Annotated in this window: 15 protein-coding genes and 2 pseudogenes; 4 read left to right on the top strand and 13 right to left on the bottom strand. The window is 67.2% G+C overall.

Annotated features, from left to right (window positions below; genetic code table 11):
• Positions 1-83: 83 nt before the first annotated feature.
• The gene (locus GBA63_RS04465; protein ID WP_166173839.1) at positions 84-1,904 is read left to right on the top strand and encodes a PAS domain-containing sensor histidine kinase; all 1,821 of its coding nucleotides are present in this window, start codon (positions 84-86) and stop codon (positions 1,902-1,904) included.
• On the opposite strand, the gene GBA63_RS04470 is transcribed toward GBA63_RS04465, so the two are convergent.
• The 6 genes and pseudogenes from GBA63_RS04470 to GBA63_RS04495 all read right to left on the bottom strand — a co-directional run bounded on the left by GBA63_RS04470 (position 1,858) and on the right by GBA63_RS04495 (position 7,514).
• A complete protein-coding gene (locus GBA63_RS04470; protein ID WP_166173841.1) occupies positions 1,858-2,553 on the bottom strand; it encodes a response regulator transcription factor in 696 nt (231 codons plus the stop codon). The genes GBA63_RS04465 and GBA63_RS04470 overlap by 47 nt on opposite strands.
• 139 nt (positions 2,554-2,692) lie before the next feature.
• On the bottom strand, positions 2,693-3,769 hold the full coding sequence (locus GBA63_RS04475; protein ID WP_166173843.1) for an ATP-NAD kinase family protein: 1,077 nt from the start codon (positions 3,767-3,769) through the stop codon (positions 2,693-2,695).
• Positions 3,770-3,779: 10 nt separating this feature from the next.
• Positions 3,780-4,901, bottom strand: a complete 1,122-nt coding sequence (locus tag GBA63_RS04480; protein ID WP_166173845.1) for an acetoin dehydrogenase dihydrolipoyllysine-residue acetyltransferase subunit — start codon at positions 4,899-4,901, stop codon at positions 3,780-3,782.
• Positions 4,902-4,908: 7 nt separating this feature from the next.
• Positions 4,909-5,927 (bottom strand): annotated as a pseudogene (locus tag GBA63_RS04485) (alpha-ketoacid dehydrogenase subunit beta).
• A 56-nt stretch (positions 5,928-5,983) separates the two neighbouring features.
• Entirely contained in the window at positions 5,984-6,361 is a 378-nt protein-coding gene (locus tag GBA63_RS04490) for a VOC family protein (protein WP_166173847.1), read from the bottom strand.
• Positions 6,362-6,524: 163 nt separating this feature from the next.
• On the bottom strand, positions 6,525-7,514 hold the full coding sequence (locus tag GBA63_RS04495) for a thiamine pyrophosphate-dependent dehydrogenase E1 component subunit alpha (protein ID WP_166173849.1): 990 nt from the start codon (positions 7,512-7,514) through the stop codon (positions 6,525-6,527).
• A gap of 195 nt (positions 7,515-7,709) precedes the next feature.
• On the opposite strand from GBA63_RS04495, the pseudogene GBA63_RS24265 reads away from it, so the two are divergent.
• Positions 7,710-7,811 (top strand): annotated as a pseudogene (locus GBA63_RS24265) (hypothetical protein); the annotation flags it as partial.
• A 55-nt stretch (positions 7,812-7,866) separates the two neighbouring features.
• Here GBA63_RS24265 and GBA63_RS04500 read toward each other — a convergent pair.
• From GBA63_RS04500 to GBA63_RS04520, 5 genes are read right to left on the bottom strand one after another with little or no spacing between them, the layout of a single operon-like run.
• Positions 7,867-8,277 carry an NUDIX domain-containing protein gene (locus GBA63_RS04500; protein ID WP_166173851.1) on the bottom strand — a complete coding sequence of 137 codons (411 nt, stop codon included), beginning with the start codon at positions 8,275-8,277 and terminating at the stop codon, positions 7,867-7,869.
• Positions 8,268-9,398, bottom strand: coding sequence for a CaiB/BaiF CoA transferase family protein (locus tag GBA63_RS04505; RefSeq protein WP_166173853.1), 1,131 nt, complete (start codon positions 9,396-9,398; stop codon positions 8,268-8,270). The genes GBA63_RS04500 and GBA63_RS04505 overlap by 10 nt, the downstream gene beginning before the upstream one ends.
• Positions 9,398-9,748 carry a cupin domain-containing protein gene (locus GBA63_RS04510; protein ID WP_166173855.1) on the bottom strand — a complete coding sequence of 117 codons (351 nt, stop codon included), beginning with the start codon at positions 9,746-9,748 and terminating at the stop codon, positions 9,398-9,400. The genes GBA63_RS04505 and GBA63_RS04510 overlap by 1 nt, the downstream gene beginning before the upstream one ends.
• Positions 9,745-11,736, bottom strand: coding sequence for a hydantoinase B/oxoprolinase family protein (locus tag GBA63_RS04515; protein ID WP_166173857.1), 1,992 nt, complete (start codon positions 11,734-11,736; stop codon positions 9,745-9,747). The genes GBA63_RS04510 and GBA63_RS04515 overlap by 4 nt, the downstream gene beginning before the upstream one ends.
• Positions 11,733-13,757: a hydantoinase/oxoprolinase family protein gene (locus GBA63_RS04520; RefSeq protein ID WP_207957074.1), complete on the bottom strand. Its 2,025-nt coding sequence runs from the start codon at positions 13,755-13,757 to the stop codon at positions 11,733-11,735. The genes GBA63_RS04515 and GBA63_RS04520 overlap by 4 nt, the downstream gene beginning before the upstream one ends.
• Positions 13,758-14,007: 250 nt before the next feature.
• Here GBA63_RS04520 and GBA63_RS04525 point away from each other — a divergent pair, with 250 nt between their 5' ends.
• Positions 14,008-15,150 carry an acyl-CoA dehydrogenase family protein gene (locus tag GBA63_RS04525; protein WP_407690830.1) on the top strand — a complete coding sequence of 381 codons (1,143 nt, stop codon included), beginning with the start codon at positions 14,008-14,010 and terminating at the stop codon, positions 15,148-15,150.
• Between the two features lie 165 nt (positions 15,151-15,315).
• On the top strand, positions 15,316-16,290 hold the full coding sequence (locus GBA63_RS04530) for a quinone oxidoreductase family protein (protein WP_166179810.1): 975 nt from the start codon (positions 15,316-15,318) through the stop codon (positions 16,288-16,290).
• A 173-nt stretch (positions 16,291-16,463) separates the two neighbouring features.
• Here the strand turns inward: GBA63_RS04530 and GBA63_RS04535 are convergent, their stop codons facing one another.
• The gene (locus GBA63_RS04535) at positions 16,464-17,237 is read right to left on the bottom strand and encodes a VOC family protein (RefSeq protein WP_166173863.1); all 774 of its coding nucleotides are present in this window, start codon (positions 17,235-17,237) and stop codon (positions 16,464-16,466) included.
• A gap of 150 nt (positions 17,238-17,387) precedes the next feature.
• On the bottom strand, positions 17,388-18,155 hold the full coding sequence (gene fabG / locus GBA63_RS04540; protein WP_166173865.1) for a 3-oxoacyl-ACP reductase FabG: 768 nt from the start codon (positions 18,153-18,155) through the stop codon (positions 17,388-17,390).
• Positions 18,156-18,204 lie beyond the last annotated feature (49 nt).

An 18,204-nucleotide genomic window follows, 5' to 3' on the forward strand; every position in this document is an offset into this window, starting at 1 on the left:
GGGGTAGTAGAATGTACGGACGCTGCGGGGCAGCGGAAAACCGTCTACCGGACCAACGAAGTCTTGGAGGGTCGTGGTCGGCGTTGGAAGAGGGAATTTACCGCGCGGTGGTGGAGCGTAACCCCGTCGGGGTTCTGGTCTACGACCCGGATACCAGGGGCATCCTGTACGCCAACCCGGCGCTGGAGGGCATGCTTCTGTACGGGGCGGGGGAACTACGGGAGACGCAGCTGTACGACCTCTTCGCCCTCGACCGCCGGGACACGGACGCCCGGACGGGCCGGGCCCTCGAGGCGGGGCAGTGCCCGCCGGACGAGGTAAGGCTGCGACGCAAGAACGGCTCCCTCGTCCGCGCCGAGGTCCGTCTGGTCGCGATACCCCACGTCGGCCGCGGGGCCGTCTGCGCGCTGGTTCGGGATGTCGAAGACGAGGTCCGGGGCAAGCCGCGCGGCACCGCGGCCTTCGCCCGATCCGCCATCGACAGCCTCTCCGCGCACGTGGCGATCCTCGACGGGACCGGAACCATCGTCGCCACCAACAGGCCCTGGCGCCGGTTCGCCGAGGCAAACGGGGCCGTCCCGGCGGAGGTCTCGGAGGGCGTCAACTACCTGGAGGTCTGCGACGCGGCCGCGGGCCGGAACTGCGCCGACGCCGCCGCTTTCGCCCGGGGGATGAGGTCCGTGCTCTCCGGGCGGGAGGAGGCCTTCGAGCGCGAGTACCCCTGCCACTCGCCCACCGAGCGCCGGTGGTTTGTCGGGCGGGTTACGCGGTTCGCCGACACCGAACCGCCGTGGGCGGTCGTCGCCCACGAGAACGTTACCGGGCGAAAGAAGGCAGAGAACGCCCTGCAGGACCAGAACGTATTGCTGAAGACCACCCTCAGCCAGGCGGCCGAAGCCATCGTGGTCTGCGACCTGCAAGGGAGGTTCACGTTCGCCAACGACGCGGCGAGACGCATGGCGATGACGGAACCCGAAGGCTCCACCCTGGACGCCGTATCGGAGGTGGCGGGGGTGCCCCACTACCCCGATGGCACCCGCATGCCCGTGGAACAGAGCGCGATGCGAAGGGCCCTGCGGGGGGAGACCACCGTCGGCATGGAGGTACGAATGGTCAGGCCCGACGGCAGCCACTACGATCTCCTCGCCAGCGCCGGTCCTCTGGAGAATTCGGACGGCACGATCGTCGGCGCGGTCGCGAGCTTCCGGGACATCACGGAGCAAAAGGCGATGGAGGAGGAGAGGGAGCGTTCGCGCGGACGGGAGATCGCGACCCGCACCCAGAGAGAGGAGCGGCGCAGGATCTCCCGGGACCTGCACGACATGGTGCTCCAGGATCTCTCAGGGGCGCTGCAGTCGCTGCGCCTCGCCCACCTGCACGCCAGAGGCGCGGGGTCGCCCCTCGACCTGGAGGAGGAGCTCGGGGCCCTGCGGCGGGCGACCGCGGGCCTGCGGGGCGCCATCTACGACCTGAGGCACGAGGAAGAACGGACGTTCGTGAGGTCCGTCGAGTCGCTCGTCGAGCTCAACCGCCAGGCGACGCCGGGGCGCCGGATCTCGCTCGGCGTGGAGGAAGGGTTCCCGGAGGAACTGCCTGGCGAGGTGGGCGTGGAACTGCTTCGCATCCTGCAGGAGGCGCTCGCCAACGCCAGGCGCCACTCCGGGGCGGAGAACGTGCGGGTGAGGCTTCTCGCGGAGGGCGGCGAGGCGCTGGCGGAGCTGACCGACGACGGTCGAGGGTTCGAGCCGGGGGAGGTCAGGGAGGGCGTCGGGCTCTCGGCCATGCGAGAGCGGGTCGAGCGCCTGGGCGGCGGGATCGAGGTGGTCAGCCGGCCCGGCGAAGGGACGCGGGTTACGGTCAGGGTGCCTCTGGGGGGCGGTACTCCAGATCCTCGACCTCTATGACCCCCTCCTTTATGGCGTAGACGACCGCCTGGGTCCTATCGAAGATGTGCAGCTTGCGGTAGATGTTCGAGGTGTGGTTGCCCACGGTCTTCTCCGAGATGCCCAGAGCCTGGGCTATCTGCCGGTCGCTCATCCCCCGCGCCAGGCTCCTTATTACTTCCAGCTCCCTCCCCGTAAGGGGCGGCGGGGCGGCGAGGCGCGAGACCGCGGAGCCGCCCTCTTCGAAGGTCTGCAGCATCTTCTGTGCCAGGCCGGGCGCGATGATGGTGTGCCCGGCGTGTACCGTGCGGATGGCGCGCGAGAGGTCGTCGGGGTCCGCGTCCTTCAGCAGGTATCCCCGGGCGCCGGCCTTGATGCCCTCGAATACGTGCTCGTCCTCCTCGTGCCCGGTGAGGATGACGACGGCGGTCTGGGGCAGGAGGTCGGTGACCTCACGCGTCGCGGCGATGCCGTCGAGCTTGGGCATGGAGATGTCCATGAGCACGACGTCCGGCTCCTTCTCCCTGCACAGCCTGACGGCCTCCTCGCCGTCGTAGGCCTCGCCGACGACCTCCACGTCGGGCAGCATGCCCACGAGGCCCGAGAGGCCCCTCGCGAAGAGCTTGTGGTCGTCCACCACCACGACCTTTATGGCGCCCTCACCGACCAAGACCCCTACGCTCCTTTCTCGTTCGGCCGCCATCGCCCCCGGCGGTCGGGCCGGCAGGAACCCGCCACCTCTGCCCCAAGCATGGCCCGCTGGGACCCCGTCTCCATCGGGAAATTCGTCCGCCCACGCCTGGGTAATTCTAGCCAGGCAACCCTCCCCAGTCTCCGCGACCCGTTGACGAAGACCTTCGGGCCGCGCCGTTCAACAGCCCGCGCCGGGCCGCTTCCCGCATCGCCGCGCCGACGTCCACGGTGAGTGGGCCGTTGGTATCGAGCTCCACCTCCACCCGGTCCCGCGGCCCCAACTCCATCTCCCGCTCGCCGTCCAGCGCCACGCTACCGGCGCCGGGCGCGAGCGCGACCGCCTCCCCCGGCTCGACGCGCGAGATCCCCTCCACCCCGACAGGGACGACGAGCCCGGGGGCCAGCGGAACGTGGAGGACGGTCTCGGCGCGTTCGGGCGGGGCGAGGCGGACGTGGAGGCCGTGCGGGGCGTCGCGGCCCGTGGGATCCAGGAGGCCCGCGACGGAGGAGAGGCCGACCGCGTCGGGGCGGGCGGAGGTGACCACGATCTCGGAGATGTCCCCGGCGCGCCAGAGCGCGCGGGCGCCCACGAAGCGCTCGGCGTTCACGGCCACGTCCACCAGGGCGCAGTCGCGGTCGGGCTCGTCGTTCAGTTTCACGCGCAAGACCTTCTCCCGGCGCAACGCCTCCCCGCCGACCCGCCCCGACGCCACCAGCCCCGTCGCGATGCCCGCCACCGTCGCCTCGCGCATCTCGGGGAAGGCGTTGTTGGTCCCCGTCGAGAGGGGGCAGAGGGGAAGGTCCACCGGGCAGTGGCGCGCGACGATGCGGCTCGTGCCGTCTCCGCCGAGCACGACGATGGCGGCCACCCCGCGGCGTTCCATCTCCCCGACGGCGAAGACGGTGTCGGAAGCGTTGTGGCGGACCTTCATCTCTACGAGTTCCAGATCCGTCACCCGGCTGCGCGAGGCGCCCGAGGCGGCGGCCCTGAGGGTCCGTTCCAGGCTGTCGTAGAGGCCCGAGGCGGCCGGCATCATCAGGACGCGCTCGACGCCGACGGCGGCGAGGCCGACCATCAGGCGGTAGACCATGTTGCCCTTCTCGCCGTTGTCGAAGACGGAGGCGCCCGAGACGAGCCTGCGTATGTCCCGGCCCGAGGCCGGGTTCGCGACGACGCCGACCGTTACGGGCAAGGTCCGCGCCTCAGGCGGAACCAGCCAGGAAACCCTGGATCAGGCGGTTCGTCGGCCCCGCCGCCTCCATCTGAACCATGTGTCCCTTGCCTTCGAGGATCTCCACCTTTGCGTGCTCCGGCAGGTTCTCCGAATGTTTCGCGGGCACGATCGCGTCCTCCCGCCCCCAGACGGCCAGTATCGGGACTTCCGTCCCGGAAAGGTCGGAGACGCCCGCCTGTTTGCCGTCGGGGAACATCTTGTCGGCGACCGCCCGTAGGGCTTCGTCGACCCCGTCCTTGCGCTTGTACTGGAGCTGGTCGTTCACGAGCTGGCGCGTGACGAGGTCGGGGTCGGCGAAGAGGAGTTGCAGAACGTTCTTCATCTCCTTGCGCCGGTTCGCCGCTATAAAGCCCTCGATGTAGTCGGCGTTGATCTCCTCCCCAAGCCCCGCGCTCGCTAGCAGCACCAGCGAGGTGACCCGCTCCGGATGCGCCAGCGCGAAAGCCCCGGCTATGGCCCCGCCCATCGAGTGCCCGGCGAGGTGCGCCTTCTCCACGCCCATCTCGTCCAGAAAACCCTCCACCACCCCGACGAAGAAGTCCAGATCGCCTTCGCCGACGTCCTTCTCCGAACCCCCGTGGCCAGGCATGTCCAGGGCGTAGACGGCCCTGTCTTCGGAGAGCGCTTCCTGGTTGAAGACGAAGATGTTGATGTCGCCGCCGAAGCCTGGGATCAGGACGAGCGGCACGCCGCCTTCGCCCATCCGGAGGTACTGGATGCGCCTCCCGCCGACCTCGACCGTCTCGGGTTCGGGACCGCCCGCCTCGGCCGCCTCCGCGGGATCGAAGGTCTCCTGAAACTCCTCGACGAAGGCGTCCACCTCCGAGTCGGGGACGTCGGCCGGGGCTATCACGCCCAGGAGGCCGCCGACCGGGAGCACCTCGCCCTCCTTGGCGACCCGGCGGCGGAGGACGCCGGAGGCCGGGGTCTCCACCGCGTTGTTGATCTTCTCGCTCTCCACCTCGACCACTTCGTCGCCGCTGCTGAGATCCGCGCCCTCCTCGACGAGCCACTGCACGACCGTCCCCTCGGTCATGGAGAGCCCCCACTTGGGCATCCCGAGCTTGGCTATCTGCTGCGTCTCGCTCATGCCGCCTCTAGGCCCTCGCGCCCGCGCCGGCCACCTCGCGCACGGCCGCGGCGACCTTCTCCGGGTCGGGCACGTAGAGGTCTTCGAGGGTCGGGGAGAACGGCGGCGGGGTGTGGGGGGCGGTCACCATCTTCGGGGCGGCCTTCAGGTCGTCGAAGCACTTCTCCGCGACGCGGGACACGATGTCAGACGCCATGCTGCAGCGGGGGTTGGACTCGTCGACGACGACCAGGCGGCCCGTGTTCTCGACGCTCTCGAAGATCGTCTCCTCGTCGAGCGGCGAGGTGGTCCTCGGGTCCACGATCTCGCACTCGATCCCCTCGTCGGCCAACGCCGCCGCGGCCTGTTCGGCCATCGAGACCATCCGGCCGATGGCGACTATGGTCACGTCGTCGCCCTCGCGCACGTACTCCGCCTCGCCCAGCGGAATCTCGTAAGACTCCTCCGGCACCTCGCCCTCCACCGCGTACAGGACCTTGTTCTCGAAGAAGATGACCGGGTCGTCGTCCCGGATGGCCGCGATCATGAGCCCCTTCGCGTCGTAAGGGCTCGAAGGCACCACGACCTTCAGCCCCGGAATGTGCGTGAAGATGGGGTACAGGCTCTGGGAGTGCTGGCTCGCGGCCCGGATGCCGGCCCCGTACATCGTCCTTATCACCATCGGCGTCCTGGCCTTGCCGCCGAACATGTAGCGGAACTTGGCGGCCTGGTTGTAGATCTGGTCGAAGCAGACCCCATGAAGTCCACGAACATCAGCTCAGCCACGGGACGAAGCCCGGAGCAGGCCGCACCCGCCGCCGCCCCTATAAACGCCGATTCGCTGATGGGGGTGTCCAGGATCTGGTTCGGGAACTTCCCGTAAAGCCCCTTCGTAACCCCCATGACCCCGCCCCAGGCGTCCATCTCACCGGGCGACCCGGTTCCCCCGACGTTGTCCTCCCCGAACACCACGACCGTCTCGTCGCGCTCCATCTCCTGCTCGAGCGCCTCGTTTATCGCCTGCATGTAGGTGATGCTGCGGGCCATTGGGCCTCCCTTCGGTCGGCCGCTGTCGGCTGTCAGCTTTCAGCGGTCAGCTTCTTTCAGGTGGCGGGTCGGTATGTGCCGAAGCTCCATTCGTAGCCTTCTGGGTCGAGGACGCGGTAGCGGCGCGTGCCGAACTCGGTGTCCTGGGGCGGGTAGACGATCTTCGCCCCGGCCTCTCTCGCCCTCTCGTAGTGGGCGTCCACGTCGTCGACCGTGACGTAGATGCCGTGCGCGTTGGGCGACACGGCGTCGGGATCCAGCACCGGCGGCGGCTCCGCCGTCCCCATCATCAACGCGCCGTTTCCAAACCTCATCTCGGCGTGGACGACGGTCCCGTCTTCGTCGGGGTACGCCACGACCTTCTCGAACCCGAACGCGGACTCCAGCCATCCAAGGGCCGCGTTCGCGTCCCGGTAGCTGAAGTAAGGGAACATTGGCCTCCCTTCGATCGGCGCTATCAGCTTTCAGCTAGCAGCTTCGTTATTCGCGGAGCGGCGATCCTCGCCCGGCCTACCTCCTGCGAGGCCAGGGATCTGATACGCACTGCACGTCCGGTTATGCCATCGACGGGAGAAGCTGACGGCTGAAAGCTGATAGCTAATAGCTAACGTACACGTCGGTCAACAGGTTCTCGGCTTTCGGGTCGTCCGCGGCCTTCGCCTCCCTGACTGACTCGTCGATCAGGCTCTTCACCTCTTCGTCTATCTTGTCTAGATCCGCTTCTTCGACGAGGTCGGCGCCCGTCACGCGGCGGCGGAATAGCATGAGGCAGTCTTTCTCCCGGCGGACTTCTTCGACCTCGTTCTCCGCGCGGTAGGTCTGGGCGTCGCCCTCGAAGTGGCCGAAGTAGCGGTTTACCTTCGCCTCTATGAGAGACGGGCCGCCGCCGCCCCTGGCGCGCTCTATGGCCTCGCCCGCCGCCTCGTGGACGGCGAAGAAGTCGTGGCCGTCCACGACGATGCCCGGCATGGAGAAGCCGTCGGCCCGTTTGGCGATGTCTATGCCCTTGGACGAGAAGGCCTGGGCGGTCGCCTCGGCGTAGCCGTTGTTCTCTACTACGAAGACTACGGGGAGGTCCCAGGCGCTCGCGAGGTTCAGGCTTTCGAGGAACGTGCCCTGGTTGGCGCCGCCGTCGCCGGTGAACGAGACGGCCACCTGTTTCGTGCCGCGGGTCTTGGCCGAGAGGCCGACGCCGCAGACGAGGGGCGGGCCGCCGCCGACTATGCCGTTGGCGCCGAGCATCCCTTTATCCAGGTCCGCTATGTGCATGGAACCGCCCTTGCCGTGGCAGAGGCCCTCTTGCTTGCCGTAGATCTCGAACATCATGGCCTTCGGGTCGCAGCCCTTGGCGATGGCGTGGCCGTGCCCCCTGTGGGTCGAGGCTATGTAGTCTTCCCCATCCAGGTGCGCCATGACGCCCGCGGCGATGGCCTCTTCTCCGGCGTACAGGTGAACGAAGCCCGGGATCTCTCCGGTCGCGAACTCCGTGTGTAGCCGCTCCTCGAACTCCCGGATCGTGCGCATCACCCTGTACGCGTCCAGCAACTGCTCCTTGCCGAGCTCCCTGGCTCCGGCGACCTCCGTCATGCGGGCTCCCTTCCTTGCCCATTGTAAGTAAAAGCACGATAAATCCGCCGCAACCCAGCGTCAAGGGAGGGTCTCGGGTCTACCGAACTTTGGATCATCGCTTTCAGTCCTGACTGGATCGAAATGATCTTCGGAGGCAAGCAGCAAGGGCACACCGATCGTTCGCGCTTGCCCGGATGGGCGACGTAGAGCGCGATCCAACCCGTAGAAGGTTCGAACACCCACAAGGAGTTCCCGAACGAACGCGGCGAGGGCCTCTATCGTCCCGGTCACGTTGTGGAAGATATCGACGAGGCCATAAGACGGATGGAGGAGAAGCGTTTCTCCCTCCTCCGGAGCGGACCTGCCCGGGTCAGGCGTCGCGTCGGTGAAGACCACCCTCGCAGACGGCGGCGATTCCGGCGGGACGGATCTCGAGGACCCGCAACCGCTCGACCTCGGCCCACTCCAGATCGTAGCGGTTCTCGGGCGACATCCGCTCCCGCTCAGGACCTCCCACCCGCTGCGTCCCCTCGAACTTCGTGACCAGAAAGTAGTGCCCCCGGCGACCGTTGTCGTCGAAGACGCCGAGCTTACGGTCCAGCCTGACGTAGAGGCCCGTCTCCTCCCTGGCTTCGCGTACGGCCGCTTCGTCGGGCGTCTCGCCAGGTTCTATGCCGCCTCCGGGCAACACGTAGTAGTCTTCGGTCTCCTTTCTGCGGCGCATCAGCAAGACACGGTCGCCGTCCAGGATCACTACGGCGGCCCGCTCGCCTACTCCCAACCTTCCAGCCCACTGTGTTGACCCAGGGTCGGAGGGGGATATCGCACGGGCAGCCGCCTTCCATCCACGAGCACCGGCGAGGCGAGCATCTTGAGCGTCCCGGCGGCCGGGTGCTCAACCACCTGCAACATGCCAGAGCCGAGTACGTGCTCGTCTTCGAAGACGTCGGACAGGGCGTTGACCGGCCCGCACGGTACGCCCGCGCCTCGAACCTTCTCGGTCCACTCATCCGCCGTCCGATCGGAGAACCGCTCTTGCAGGACCGCGACCAGCTCTCTTCTGTTCGCGACCCTGTCGGGGTTGGCGGCGTAGCGTTCGTCGTCGGCGAGGTCGGGCAGGCCGACGGCCTGGCACAACCTCCCGAACTGGGCGTCGTTGCCCACGGCGATCACGATGGGCCTGTCCGAGGCGTCGAACGTCTGGTAGGGGACGATGGAGGGGTGGGCGTTTCCGATGAGGCCCGTGTCGTTGCCGCTGATCAGGTACTCCTGCCCGCGGTTGGCGAGCCACGAGAGCGTTGACTCGAACAGGGGCACCTCGACGCGCGCCCCCTCTCCCGTCACGGAGCGGCGGTGCAGGGCGGCCAGGATCGCGTTGGCCGCCATCAACCCGCAGAAGATGTCGGCCGCGGCGACGCCGACCTTTGTCGGTTCGCCCCCAGGCTGGCCGGTTATGCCCATGATCCCGGCCCTCGCCTGCACCAGAAAATCGTAGCCGGGACGGTCCTCGTCGGGCCCCGGACCAAACCCGGTTATGGAGCAGTAGATAAGGTCGGGGTTTTCTTCCTTTAGGGCTTCGTAGCCGAGGCCCATGCCTTCCAGGGCGCCGCGCTTCCAGTTCTCGATGACGACGTCGGCTTCCGAGGCGAGGCGCCTTACGCGCTCCAGCCCTTCTTCGGTCTTCAGATCCACCCCGATAGACCTCTTGTTCCGGTTCACGGAGAGGAAGTACGCGGATTCTCCGCCGGCGAAGGGCGGCCCCCAGTGGCGGGTGTCGTCGCCGCGTTCGGGGTGCTCTACTTTGAGGACGTCCGCGCCGAGGTCCGCGAGCGCCATCGTAGCGTAGGGACCGGCCAGCACCCGCGACAGATCTAGGACCCTCGACCCTTCGAGCGGGAGCATCAGCCCTCGCGGGCGTCGTCTATGAGGAAGAGCAGGGTCGGGCCTTCGGAGGGGTTGTGCCCCCTGTGGGCCCCCGCGCCGAGGGGGGCGGGGGGAAGGAAGAACGCCTCGCCTTCAGAAGCCCATAGAGGTTCGCTGCCGTCGTCGAACTCGTACTCGATCTCGCCCGAGATCACGAACCCCCTGTGACCTTCTTCGCACCACTCCTCCCTCGCGGCCCCCGCCTCGTACTCGACCGTGGCCCACCGCGCCCCCCTCACGTCCACCTCGCGCGCCCGGATGCCCGGCGCGTCTTCGGCCCAGGGAAGCTCCCCGAAAGGCACCCTGCGCGCCCTCTCGATGTCTTTCATGCGTGTTCCGCTCCGTTCTCCCAGTGGGACGTGGATCTCCGCGCGAGCATCGCCCGGAAGCCTTCCGTCGTGTTGGGCAGTAGCTCGCCCGTGCCCCAGTCCAGGATCACGCCGTGCCGCCGGATGACGTCGAGCGTCCCAAGCTTCCCATCTCTGTACCCCTGCGCGACTTTCTCCGGATCTTCTCGTAACCAGCCCAACCTTCCTTCGCGAATAGTCGCCCGCTCTTTCTGCGTGGCCTCCTGGTCCACCTCCCACTCGGCGAGCTCGGCGTCGACCTCGCGCACGACGACGCCGTAGTCGCGCTTCGCCCCAGCAGGGGTGACGTAGCCGTCTTCCACGTCTTCCTTGACGGAATCGGGTTCGCGCAGGAGCGGGTCGCCGTAGCCGCCTCCGCCCGCCGAGGGCCGGGTGAAGGCGTCGCCTTCCTTGACGGCCACGTTGGAGAAAACCGCCCCCAGGAACCTCTCGTCCGGCCCGTCCTTGTTCAGCCATACGCCGTGGGGGCAGGAGGGGAGGCCGCCTTGCATGCCCCAGGTTATGGAGCGGGCGCGGTCGCAGCAGTAGGACATCACGGTGTCGTCTATCTCGGTGAGGGCGCCGCCCTTCTCGACGCCGCAGCCGCCCCGGAACCGGCCCGGACCGCCCGAGTCCGCGACTATGCGGTGGGAGGAGGTGACGACGGGTGTGAGGCGCTCCTGGCCCTCGAAGGGCTGGACGGCGAGGCCGACGCCGAAAACCGGGGAGGTGGCGTTCGAGCCGTCCCTGCCGTTCCGGCCGCCCCAGCCGCCGACCATCCAGTCGTACCACATGAAAAACGGGGAGGGGTCGGAGCGTTTGTCCTGGCCCCCGATCAGGAGGTATTCCAGATTGAAGCAGCAGGCGAGCGCCCGCTCGGGCATCACCTCGGACCAGAGCTCGAAGAGGGAGTTCATGATCTTCTCGTAGGCCCCCGAGCAGAAGCCCGTCACGGCCGTCGGCCACGGCGCGTTGACGACCGTGTTCTCCGGCAGGAGCACGTCGAGGACCCGGTAGAACCCGGAGTTCAGGGGCACCTCGGGGAAGAACGTCTTCGTGCCGGCGACGATCCCGGAGAAGCCGGTGCCCATGCCGGCGTTCAAGAACGAGCCGATCACCGGGTGGCTCCCCGTCAGGTCGTAGGAGATGTTGTCCCCTTCTATGGTCATCTTGACCTTTATTGGGATGAGCCCCTCCTCGGCGCTCGGGTCGCCGTCTATGTAGTCCTCCGTCTCCCAGGTGCCGTCCGGCAGCTCGAGGACCCGTTTGCGGGTGAGGCGCTCCACGTAATCCTGGACCTCGGAGAACGCGGTAGTGACGGTGTCCTTGCCGTACTTCTCGACGAAGCGCAGGATCTCGCGCTCGGCCACCCGCGTCGCCTCGGCCTGGGCGCGCAGGTCCCCCTCGACGTCGCCCGGAGCCCTGGTGTTGGAGGTGATGAGGTTCACCACGTCCTGGCGGTACTCGCCCCTGGACCAGATCCTGACCGCCGGAATTCGCAACCCCTCCCCGAAGTGTGTCTTCGCGCTGATGTCGAAGGAGCCGGGGACCGTCCCGCCAACGTCCGCCCAGTGGCCGTTACTCTGGGCGAAGGCTATAAGCTCGTCTTCGGCGAAGATGGGCCGGATGATGCGCACGTCGTTGAAGTGCGTCCCGCCGACGTAGGGGTCGTTTATGGCGAACACGTCGCCGGGGTGTATGTCGCCCTCGAAGGCTTCGATGACCGCCTTGGCGGTGAAGTGGAGGGTGCCGACGTGGACGGCGATGTCCTGGCTGCCCTGCATGATGGTGTTGCCCTCGGCGTCGCAGAGGGCGTTCGAGAAGTCCCTGGCCCAGATCACGAACGAGTGGCAGGTGCGCAGGATCTGCTCTGCCATCTCGTCGACGACCGTGACGAACGCGTTTTTCAGGACCTCGAAGGTAACAGGGTCGAGGGTCTGGGGCCCGGCCTCCGTCCGCCGCTCGGTCATTCGCCACCACCAACCTTTATGATCACGTTAAAGTACCCGTCAACCTCGGCCGTATCGCCGGGCGGCACTACCACCGTCGAGTCGAGCTGGTCTACTATCGCCGGACCCGAGATCCGAGCCCCCGGCCGCAACCCGTCCCGCCGGTAGACCGCCGCCCCGACCGCCTCATCGTCGCCGAAGAACACCTCCCTGTGCTCGTCCGGTTCGGGCTCGTGGTCCTCCGGCTCTTGATGGGGAAGGTCCGGTTTCGGGGTCTCGCCGACGGCGGCCACCCTGAGCTGGTAGATCTCGACCGGGGAACCTTCCCGCTTGTAGGTGTGCTGGCGCTCGTGTTCCTCGTGGAAGCGGCCTAGCAAACCCTCCAGGGATTCGACCTTCCCGTCGACCGGGATCTCCAACGACCTCCACTGCCCGACGTAGCGCATGTCGACCGTCCGCAGCAGGCGCATGTCCTCCTCGGCGATGCCCTCCGCCCCGAGCCGCTCGCGGGCTCCTTCCTCGAGGGCGGCGAAGCGGCGTTCGATCTCTTGCGGGTCGGTCTCGCCCGCGGGGACCAGGTACATCTGGGAGAAGTCGTGGCGGATGTCCACGAGCAGGCACCCGAGGGCGCTCGTGATGCCGGGGTTCGGCGGAACGAGCACCGTCGGGATCGAGAGTTCGCGCGCGAGCTCCGCCCCGTGCAGGGGCCCCGCGCCGCCGAAGGCTACCAGCGCGAAGTCGCGGGGGTCGTGGCCGCGCTGTATGAGGGCGAGCCTTATGGCGTCGGCCAGGTTCGCGTTCGCCACCTCGACGACCGCCCGCGCCGCCTCCGTAACGCCCAGGCCGAGCGGTTCGCCCACCTTCGAGACCGCCGCCTCCGCCCTGCCGCGGTCCAGTCGCATGGCGCCGCCTATGAGTTCATCGCCGAGACGCCCGAGAAGGAGGTTTGCGTCGGTGTTCGTAGGCTCCTCGCCGCCCCGGCCGTAGCAGGCGGGGCCGGGGTCGGACCCCGCCGACTGGGGGCCGTTGCGCAAAGAACCGGCGGCGTCGATCCAGGCGATGGAGCCACCGCCGGCGCCTATGGTGGAGACCTCGACGCTCGGGAACCGGATCGGGTACCCGTACTCGACGGACCAGTCGTTCGTCGTGCGCGTCTCCCCGTCGACCATGACGGATATATCAGCGCTCGTGCCCCCCATGTCTAGGCCGACGGCGTTCCGGTATCCGGCGAGCTTGGCGAGGTGGCCGCAGGCGATGGCGCCAGCGGCGAGCCCGGAGGAGGCGAGCCGTCCCCCGAGCCGCTCGACCACGTCCACGGTCATGACGCCGCCGCCGGAGTGCAAAAGCAGCACGTCCCCCTCGTACCCGCCCTCCTTCATGCGCCCGGCCAGCCGGCGGGCATAGTCGCCAACGAGGGGGGAGAGAACGGCGTTCGCCACCGTCGTGGAGAAGCGCTCGTGCTCGAAGATTTCTGGCAGCACCTCGCTCGAGGTCGAGACGAAGGCGCCGGGCAACTCTTCTTCCAAGATCTCCTTTACTCGCTCCTCGTGGGCCGGGTTGGCGTGGGAATTGACCAGGCAGACGGCCACCGTCTCGATGCCGCGGCGGCGGATCAGGTACGCAGCCCGCCGCACACCGTCCTCGTCCAGCTCCCGGAGCACCTTGCCGGAGTAGTCGAGCCTCTCACCGACCTCGAAGCGGTCGCGCCTGCGGATGTAGGGCGGGGCCACGTCCTTGTAGGCGTCCCAGAGGTCCTGCTTGGTGCCGCGCCGGATCTCGATGACGTCCCGGAAGCCTTCCGTCGTGACCATCGCCGCCCGCGCGAACCGCCGCGTGATGAGCGCGTTCGTCGCCACGGTCGTGCCGTGGGAGAAGAGCCCCACCTCGGCCGGGGAGACCCCCACCGCCTCTATCCCCTCGAAGACGGCGTCTATGGGATCCCGCGTCGAAGAGACCTTCCCGACGCGCGTCGTGCCGTCCCCTTCGTCGAAGACGCAGATGTCCGTGAAAGTGCCCCCTATATCCACAGCCAGATGCAGCAATGTTGTCTCCTTAACCCCCGTACGCCACGCCGCCACAGCGTACACGAACCGCCAACCCCGGGCCCGCCCGGTGCCGGGCCGCCGGTGGCGGATCTCTGTAAAGGCGAACGCGCCCGGTCTTCGCCTTTTGTGGGACAATCGTGATCCGAAGGCCGGAGACCGGGAGGACTGGACGATGACCACACCACGCACGGAGGCCGGACGGAACGGGCGAGAGGCCCCGGCCCCGCCAGGGCAAGACTTCCTGAACATGCAAGCCCACCTCTCCGAAGAAGAGCTCGCGGTGCGAGACAAGGTCCGCTCCTTCGTGCGCGAGAGGATCAAGCCCAACATAAACGGGTGGTTCGACAAAGCGATCTTCCCGAAAGAGATAGTCCCCGAGTTCGCGGACCTCGGCCTCCTCGGCATGCACCTGACCGGGTACGGCTGCGCCGGCAGAAGCGCCGTCGAGTACGGCCTGGCCTGCATGGAGCTAGAAGCGGGCGACTCCGGCCTTCGCACCTTCGTCTCCGTCCAGGGCTCCCTCGCCATGAGCGCCATCCACAAGTTCGGCTCCGAGGAGCAGAAACAAGAATGGCTCCCCCGGATGGCAAAAGGCGAGGCGATAGGCTGCTTCGGCCTTACGGAGCCTACGGCCGGCTCCGACCCCGCGAGTATGAAGACCTTCGCCCGCAGGGAGGGCTCTGATTGGGTCCTAAACGGGCAGAAGCGCTGGATCGGCCTGGCCACCATCGCCGACATCGCCGTCGTGTGGGCCCGCACCGACGAGGAGAACAACCCGGTCAGGGGATTCCTCGTCCCGACGGACGCAGAAGGTTTCTCGGCCAGGGACATCACCCCCAAGCTCTCGATGCGTGCGAGCATACAGTGCGACGTAACGTTCGACGACGTCCGCCTGCCCGAGAGCGCCATGCTCCCGCAAGCGCGGGGCCTCGGCGGTCCCTTCGCCTGCCTCAACGAGGCCCGCTACGGCATCATCTGGGGGGCGATGGGGGCGGCGAGGGACTGCTTCGAGTCTGCGAGGGACTACGCGCTCTCCAGGGAGCAGTTCGGCAAGCCGATAGGGTCCTTCCAGCTCGTGCAGCAGAAGCTGGTGAATATGCTCATCGAGATAGAGAAGGGGACGCTGCTGGCGCTCCACATCGGCAGGATGAAAGACGAAGGCACCCTCAGGCCCGAGCAGATCTCTTTAGGCAAGCTAAACAACGTGCGCGAGGCGATAGAGATAGCCCGCGAGGCGAGGACGGTCTTCGGCGGCAACGGGGTGACCTTGGAGTACCCGCCGATGAGGCACATGGCGAACCTCGAAAGCGTGCGCACCTACGAGGGCACAGACGAGGTCCACACCCTCATCCTCGGCAACGCCATAACCGGCATCCAGAGCTTTCGATAGCATTTCGGCTTGTCAGCATTTCAGCACTTCAGCTTTTTTGGCTGACTGGCTGAAAGCGAGGGCCGAAGGCCCGATGCGTGCCGAGAGCGGAGGCGCAGCCGGAGCGTGCTGACCCGCTCTGATACAGTCCGCGGCCCAAACACGATAGGAGACGATGTGGCGCAGATGAAGGCGATAGTGGCCGATAAGCTCGGGGAGCCTGAGGTTCTCCGCTACGTGGACGCCGAGCGTCCATCGCCGGGCGAGGGGGAGGTCTTGATCGGGGTCGAGGCCGCCGGCATCAACTACGCGGATACCATGCGCCGTCGGGACCAGTATCTAACCCGCCAGAAGTTCCCCTTCACCCCGGGCTCCGAGGTGGCGGGCACCGTCGTCGAGGTGGGGGAGGGCGTCGACAACGCCTCCGAGGGAGATCGGGTCGTAACGCTGCTCGACACGGGCGGCTACGCGGACTTCGCCGTGGCGCCCGCCGCGTCCCTCATCCCCATGCCTGACGACCTTGACTTCGACGAGGCCGCCGCCGTCCCCCTGCAGGGCCTGACCGCCTACCACGTCATCAAGACCTCGGGCGCGCTGAAAGAGGGCGAGAGCGTGCTCGTCCACGCCGCCGCGGGCGGCGTAGGCACCCTGGCGGTCCAGATGGCGAAGCTGCTCGGCGCCGGCAAGGTTGTTGCCACGGCCGGCAGCGACGAGAAGCTAGATCTCGCCTGCTCCCTCGGCGCCGACGTCCTGATCGACTACACGCAGGAAGACTGGCCCGAGAAGGTCCGCGGGGCCACCGAGGGCAAAGGCGCCGACGTGATCCTGGAGATGGTGGGCGCCGACTTCCCCGAGAAGAACCTCGAATGCCTCTCCATCTTCGGCCGCATGGTCGTTTACGGGGCGGCCAGCGGGGACCGGGGCAACATTGTCCCCGCCGCCCTCATGACGGGCTGCCACTCCGTCGTCGGCTTCTGGCTCGTGCGCATCATGCAACGCCCCGATCTCTTCGTCCCTAGCCTGGAAGAGACCCTCGGCTGGATAGCGTCCGGAGACCTCAAGCTGACCATAGGAGCCAGGTACCCGCTCGAAAAAGCGGCCGAAGCCCACGCCGACCTCGAAGGCCGCAAGACCACCGGAAAGCTGGTACTCAAGCCGTAAGCGGTTCGCGCAGCGAACCGCGCCGTCAGCCATCAGCTAAACCTTCTCTGGCGGGACCGCCCCCGACCACGCGGCCGAGTGAATCTCGTGCGCCCCACGGTGGGTCCACCGTCCGACCCTAAAAAGCTGAAAGCTGACCGCTGATAGCGCGCAGCAGGCGCCAGCCCGCTGGGCTACTCGTCCGTCTCGCCCTCGAACACGGCGAAAACGGCACCCTGCGGGTCGTTGAGGACGGCGATCCTGCCCATCCCCGGCTCCATCGGCCCGGCGAGCAGCCCGCCGCCCGACTCCTCCGCGCGCTCGACCGCCCGGTCGCAGGAAGGGACCGTGAAGTAGGTGAGCCAGAAGGACGGCGCATCGCCCTGCCGCCCGGACAAAGGCATGATCCCACCGTTCATCCAGCCGGCGGAGTTTCTTATGGTGAGGTAGACGGTCGACCCGTCCTGATCTATTGGTTCCATCTGCCAACCGAAGAGGTCTCTGTAGAAAGAAGAGGCCTTCTCCGGCGCGCGGCTCTGGAGCTCGTTCCAGGCCATGCACCCCGCGTCGTTGACCCTGCCGGCGCCGATGTGGTCCCGCGGCTCCCACGCGCAGAGCACCGCGCCATCCGGGTCGGCCAAGACCGCCATGCGCCCGGACTCCATGACGTCGAAAGGCTTCTCGATCACGCGGGTGCCCAACCGCCCGGCCTTCTCCGCGGTCTCGTCGACGCTCGTGACGGTGACGTAATTGTTCCAGTGCCCGGGATGTTGGTCCTGCTCGACCATCGCGGCAACCGCGTCGCCCCGTAAATAGCACATCGTGTAGATCCCACCGCCCGGGATCTCGTCGTCCTCGAACTCCCAACCGAAGAGCCCGCCGTAGAAATCCTTCGCCCCGCCAACGTCGCCCGTCGACAGATCTACCCAGGAAAAAGTCCCGGGATCGTAGCCCTCTCTTTTGCCCACCAACGCCTCCTGGATAGCATTCTCTTCCCCACCAGGAGTCTACGAGCCTCGTCTTGATCCCCAAGTACCAATGCGCGACCGGCAAAGAAAAAGGCGGGGAGAAGATCCCCGCCCGAAAAGCTGAAAGCTGATTGCTGAAAGCTGACCGCTCTAAATCACCGAGCTAGAAGGCCCGCCCGAGACGTAGATGGTCTCGCCGCTGATGTACGAGGCCTCGTCGGAGACGAGGAAGGCGACGACGTTGGCGATGTCCTCGACGCGGCCGAAGCGCTTGAGGGGGATGTTCTTGGCGAACCGCTCCTTCATGTCCTCCATGGTCATCCCGACCCGCTCGGCTGCCTCCTTGGTCATCTCGGTCTCGATCCAACCCGGCGCGACCGCGTTGACGTTTATGTTGAACCGGCCGACCTCGAGCGCCAACGTCCGCGCCAGAGCCTGCAAACCGGCCTTGGCCGCCGAGTAGTTGGCCTGACCTTTGTTGCCCAAAGCAACTATGGAGCTGGTCATCACGATCTTGCCGTACTCCTGCTCGACCATGTACTTCTGCGCCGCCTTGGAGCAGAGGAAGCTGCCCTTGAGGTGCACGTCGAGAACCTTGTCCCAGTCGTCCTCGCTCATCTTGAACGAGAGGTTGTCCCTGAGGAGCCCCGCATTGTTGACCAGGATGTCCACCCGACCGAATCGGTTGTGGATCTCCTCGAAAGCCTTCTCGACCTGCTGCGCGCTCGACACGTCGCACGCGATCGCAATGGCCTCGGCCCCGGCCGCCTCGACGGCCTCGACCGTCTCCTGACAGGCCTCCGCCGAAAGGTCCAACACCGCGACGTTGGCACCCTCCTGCGCCATCCGAATCGCCTCGGCCGCCCCGATGCCCCGCGCGGCACCCGTGACAACCGCCGTGCGTCCGCTAAGCCTCAAAGTCCACCTCTCTCACTAGCCAAACACCAACAGCCACACCCGAAGGTGT

The sequence above is a fragment of the Rubrobacter tropicus genome (genome assembly GCF_011492945.1).
Classification (GTDB): domain Bacteria; phylum Actinomycetota; class Rubrobacteria; order Rubrobacterales; family Rubrobacteraceae; genus Rubrobacter_D; species Rubrobacter_D tropicus.

Coding starts and splice junctions, on each gene's coding strand:
- GBA63_RS04515 (WP_166173857.1), bottom strand. CDS start 11,736: ATGACCGAGCGGCGGACGGAGGCCGGGCCCCAGACCCTCGACCCTGTT.
- GBA63_RS04490 (WP_166173847.1), bottom strand. CDS start 6,361: ATGTTCCCTTACTTCAGCTACCGGGACGCGAACGCGGCCCTTGGATGG.
- GBA63_RS04510 (WP_166173855.1), bottom strand. CDS start 9,748: ATGAAAGACATCGAGAGGGCGCGCAGGGTGCCTTTCGGGGAGCTTCCC.
- GBA63_RS04505 (WP_166173853.1), bottom strand. CDS start 9,398: ATGCTCCCGCTCGAAGGGTCGAGGGTCCTAGATCTGTCGCGGGTGCTG.
- GBA63_RS04495 (WP_166173849.1), bottom strand. CDS start 7,514: ATGACGGAGGTCGCCGGAGCCAGGGAGCTCGGCAAGGAGCAGTTGCTG.
- GBA63_RS04530 (WP_166179810.1), top strand. CDS start 15,316: ATGAAGGCGATAGTGGCCGATAAGCTCGGGGAGCCTGAGGTTCTCCGC.
- GBA63_RS04480 (WP_166173845.1), bottom strand. CDS start 4,901: ATGAGCGAGACGCAGCAGATAGCCAAGCTCGGGATGCCCAAGTGGGGG.
- GBA63_RS04525 (WP_407690830.1), top strand. CDS start 14,008: ATGCAAGCCCACCTCTCCGAAGAAGAGCTCGCGGTGCGAGACAAGGTC.